The 5,000-nt window shown below is 41.4% G+C and carries 1 tRNA gene and 3 rRNA genes (1 of these 4 running past the window's edge); all 4 read left to right on the forward strand.

Annotation, left to right across the window (positions count from 1 at the left end):
• Window positions 1-153 precede the first annotated feature (153 nt).
• Window positions 154-225: transfer RNA gene (locus tag BLW23_RS06535), tRNA-OTHER, on the forward strand.
• A 220-nt stretch (window positions 226-445) separates the two neighbouring features.
• Window positions 446-3,312 (forward strand): 23S ribosomal RNA (locus tag BLW23_RS06540).
• Window positions 3,313-3,432: 120 nt separating this feature from the next.
• A 5S ribosomal RNA gene (gene rrf, locus BLW23_RS06545) occupies window positions 3,433-3,541 on the forward strand.
• Between the two features lie 1,222 nt (window positions 3,542-4,763).
• Window positions 4,764-5,000, forward strand: a 16S ribosomal RNA gene (locus tag BLW23_RS06550) (it continues 1,285 nt past the right edge of the window).

Below are 5,000 nucleotides of genomic sequence, written 5' to 3' on the forward strand. Positions count from 1 at the left end.
GTTAGAGCGCTACACTGATAATGTAGAGGTCGGCAGTTCGAGTCTGCCCAGGACTACTTTTTTTTAAAGAGATGTTTCATAGTTTTCAGGAAAAACTAGAAGTTGAGTAGTAGTTGAATAACTACTAACTACTATGTACTACTACTAGTATATGGGGATTAGCTCAGCTGGCTAGAGCGCTTGCTTGCACGCAAGAGGTCATCGGTTCGACTCCGATATTCTCCACTATGTATTGCCTATAGATAATTGGTATTATCTAGAGCATTACACGAATAGCACTGATACTTATCAGTTGCGGTTCGCAACGTTCATTGACATATTGGTAAAATGATATCGTAAAGAATCAAGATAGAGAGTTAGATTAATATCTAACGACATATTTTTATAAAAAAATAATTAAGAATTATAAAGAGCTCGTTTCCGATTAACATCGAAGCAAAAAGTACAATAAGCTAAATAAGGGCGTATGGAGGATGCCTAGGCTTTCAGAGGCGACGAAGGACGCGATAAGCTGCGATAAGTTACGGGGAGTGGCACATACATTATGATCCGTAAATTTCCGAATGGGGCAACCCGGTATATTGAAGATATATCACACCGCAAGGTGAGCAAACCGGAGAACTGAAACATCTAAGTACCCGGAGGAGAAGAAAACAAAAGTGATTCCGCTAGTAGCGGCGAGCGAACGCGGAATAGCCCAAACCAATATTGTTACGCGCAATATTGGGGTTGTAGGACTACAATATTCGAAGCATAGAGAACTAGAATAGTTTGGAAAGACTGACCAGAGAGAGTGATAGTCTCGTATAGGTAATCGAAGTTAAGATAGTAGTATCCTGAGTAGTGCGGGACACGTGTAATCCTGTATGAATCTGGCGGGACCATCCGCCAAGGCTAAATACTCCTGAAAGACCGATAGTGAACTAGTACCGTGAGGGAAAGGTGAAAAGAACCCTAAGTAAGGGAGTGAAATAGAACCTGAAACCGTACGCCTACAAGCGGTCGGAGCATCTACGGATGTGACGGCGTGCCTTTTGCATAATGAGCCTACGAGTTACTGTTACTAGCAAGGTTAAGAATTTAAGGTTCGGAGCCGAAGCGAAAGCGAGTCTGAATAGGGCGCTTAAGTTAGTAGTAGTAGACGCGAAACCGAGTGATCTACCCATGGGCAGGTTGAAGCTGTGGTAACACACAGTGGAGGACCGAACCAGTTGACGTTGAAAAGTCTTTGGATGACCTGTGGGTAGGGGTGAAAGGCCAATCAAACTCGGAAATAGCTCGTACTCCCCGAAATGCATTTAGGTGCAGCGTTGATTAAAAGTTTTATAGAGGTAGAGCTACTGATTGGATGCGGGGGCTTCACCGCCTACCAATTCCTGACAAACTCCGAATGCTATAAAATGTTTATCAGCAGTGAGGGCATGGGTGCTAAGGTCCATGTCCGAGAGGGAAAGAACCCAGACCATCAGCTAAGGTCCCCAAATATATGTTAAGTTGAAAAAACGAGGTGAAACTGCTTAGACAGCTAGGATGTTGGCTTGGAAGCAGCCATTCATTTAAAGAGTGCGTAACAGCTCACTAGTCGAGCGGTTTTGCATGGATAATAATCGGGCATAAACATATTACCGAAGCTATGGACTTTAAAAGTGGTAGGGGAGCATTCTATTTGTGTAGAAGGTGGACTGTGAGGTCTGCTGGAACGGATAGAAAAGAAAATGTAGGCATAAGTAACGATAATGCAGGTGAGAAACCTGCACACCGAAAGACTAAGGTTTCCTCAGCGATGCTAATCAGCTGAGGGTTAGTCGGGACCTAAGGCGAATCCGAAGGGAGTAGTCGATGGACAACAGGTTAATATTCCTGTACTTCTTATAAATGCGATGGGGTGACGGAGTAATGAACCCGCCGCGAGCTGACGGAATAGCTCGTTGAAACATGTAGGTATTAGTTCTGTAGGCAAATCCGCAGAACTAGCTAAAGTGTGATAGTACCACAACTCTTCGGAAGCGTGGATAGTGCGGTTAAGAACTTCCAAGAAAAACCTCTAAGCTCTAGTTTATAAGAACCCGTACCGTAAACCGACACAGGTAGTTGGGATGAGAATTCTAAGGTGCTCGAGAGATTCATGGCTAAGGAACTAGGCAAAATCGACCTGTAACTTCGGGAGAAAGGTCGCCTACTTCGGTAGGCCGCAGTGAAAAGATCCAGGCGACTGTTTATCAAAAACACAGGGCTATGCTAAATTGAAAGATGATGTATATGGCCTGACACCTGCCCGGTGCTGGAAGGTTAAGTGGAGGGTTTAGCTTCGGCGAAGATCTCAAATGAAGCCCCAGTAAACGGCGGCCGTAACTATAACGGTCCTAAGGTAGCGAAATTCCTTGTCGGGTAAGTTCCGACCTGCACGAATGGTGCAACGATCTGGATACTGTCTCAGCCATGAGCTCGGTGAAATTGTAGTATCGGTGAAGATGCCGATTACCCGCAGCGGGACGAAAAGACCCCGTGAACCTTTACTATAGCTTCGTATTGACTTTGGATAAGTAATGTGTAGGATAGGTGGGAGACAATGAAGTGGCGTCGCTAGGCGTTGTGGAGTCGTCCTTGAAATACCACCCTTTGCTTATCTAGAGCCTAACTCAGCGATGAGAACAGTGCGTGGTGGGTAGTTTGACTGGGGTGGTCGCCTCCAAAAGAGTAACGGAGGCTTCTAAAGGTTCCCTCAGCACGTTTGGTAACCGTGCGTAGAGTGCAATGGCATAAGGGAGCTTGACTGAGAGACATACAGGTCGATCAGGTACGAAAGTAGAGCATAGTGATCCGGTGGTTCCGTGTGGAAGGGCCATCGCTCAAAGGATAAAAGGTACTCCGGGGATAACAGGCTGATCTCCCCCAAGAGCTCACATCGACGGGGGGTTTGGCACCTCGATGTCGGCTCGTCACATCCTGGGGCTGGAGAAGGTCCCAAGGGTTGGGCTGTTCGCCCATTAAAGTGGCACGCGAGCTGGGTTCAGAACGTCGTGAGACAGTTCGGTCTCTATCTGCTGTGGGCGTTAGAAATTTGAGTGGATCTGACTTTAGTACGAGAGGACCGAGTTGGACTGACCTCTAGTGTATCTGTTGTCTCGCCAGGGGCACTGCAGAGTAGCTACGTCGGGAAGGGATAAGCGCTGAAAGCATATAAGCGCGAAACCCACCACAAGATGAGATTTCTTTAAAGGGTCGTGGGAGATTACCACGTCGATAGGCTATAGGTGTAAGTGCAGTAATGTATGTAGCCGAGTAGTACTAATAACCCATAGGCTTATGTACGATCCTCCCGAGCTAGCAATAGTTCGGGACGGAAACTCTTTAGAAGCAAAATATTGAGAATATTTACGATATAATTTTACCAGTATGTTAACTTATACAGTTGAAAAATACTGAACGATTTAAGGTGATTACAGCAATGGGGCTCACCTCTTACCATTCCGAACAGAGAAGTTAAGCCCATTTGCGCCGATGGTACTGCCACAGGTGGGAGAGTAGGTCGTTGCCTTTCTTTTTAAAACTCATCATTACATTAGTAATGATGAGTTTTTTTTGCACTAAATTTAGCTACTGAAACTTCAAACAATAGTGAGTAAAGAATAAAGGAATCTAATAAGGATGTTTTATAAAAACTAAACTTACTCAGCACTACAAATACTACGTTTAAAAGCACTGCTTCTTTTATTTAATATCTAACTATAAAGTTAAAAGTAAAAGCCATGAAAATAGATTTCTGCTTGATAAAATTTACTCTGAAAGGTGTAGAGCTAATTTAGCCCCAAAATGCTATGATTTGACCTAGTGCTTTTAGTTATAAAGAAATAGTATTCATAGATAGTAGATGGGGTGTTAATTCAAATGTTTGTTATTGAAAACGTGTTTATTCTAAAGAAAAATAAGGTTAGGTTGTATTTGTATAGAGTATACTGCGAAATAACTAACAGCTATTTGATAGAAAGTAAGTGTTATTATTGATTAGAATGGTCTTTATTGAGTTTAACATACCGTTAGAAGTCTAAAACTTTATGTATATGATAGATTATTTTTTCTTTTTATGCTGAATTTTTCATAAAAATAGAAGAGTAATCAGATGCTATTTTGGAGAAGTTTGAATATTATAGACAAAAATGAAAATAGTAGAGAAGAATAATTTACATGTTCGGAAGCTATTATTGTTTAATAAAGGACATGAAGATTAAATTACTCAAAAAAAGATGAATTTGTAATTGATTGAAAACCATGTTGTTTTGAGTCGGTGTTAAGGGAGTTTTAAAATAACTTTAAAAAAAGTGTTGTAGGGTTAAAAAATGGTTGTATGTTTGCAGCCGCTAACACGGAAACACAGACACAGAGTTAGCAAGTTCATTGATTTATTGCGGAGATTTCTTTAGAGTTTTGAGGAAACTTTTTTCAAAAAAAAGTTTGTCAGTTTTAAAAGAGTTTATATCTTTGCATCCGCTTTAAGAAAGCAACACGATCACAGAAATTTTGGAATGATTTGAGGTAAAAAAATCAGTTAGTTCGATTCTAACATTTCAACAAGAAGTTTATTGGGATTTTGGTTTAGAAGACTAAAAAGAACGGTAAACAAAGTTCATTGAAAATATTGAAATTGACAGCGTAATTTAAGAGATTAAATAAACAAAGAGTAGAATTACCACAGAGGCATCTTATTAAGATGTTTCACTTGAAATTCTTTTGAAGACTTGACATTACATAATATTAAAGATTATACAATGAAGAGTTTGATCCTGGCTCAGGATGAACGCTAGCGGCAGGCTTAACACATGCAAGTCGAGGGGTAACAGGAGTAGCTTGCTACTTGCTGACGACCGGCGCACGGGTGCGTAACGCGTATAGAATTTGCCTTGTACAGGAGGATAGCCTTTAGAAATGAAGATTAATACTCCATAATGTTGAATTCCGGCATCGGGATTTAATTAAAGATTTATCGGTACAAGATGACTATG

This window comes from Tenacibaculum sp. MAR_2009_124, from assembly GCF_900105455.1.
In the GTDB taxonomy this organism is placed as follows: Bacteria; Bacteroidota; Bacteroidia; order Flavobacteriales; family Flavobacteriaceae; genus Polaribacter.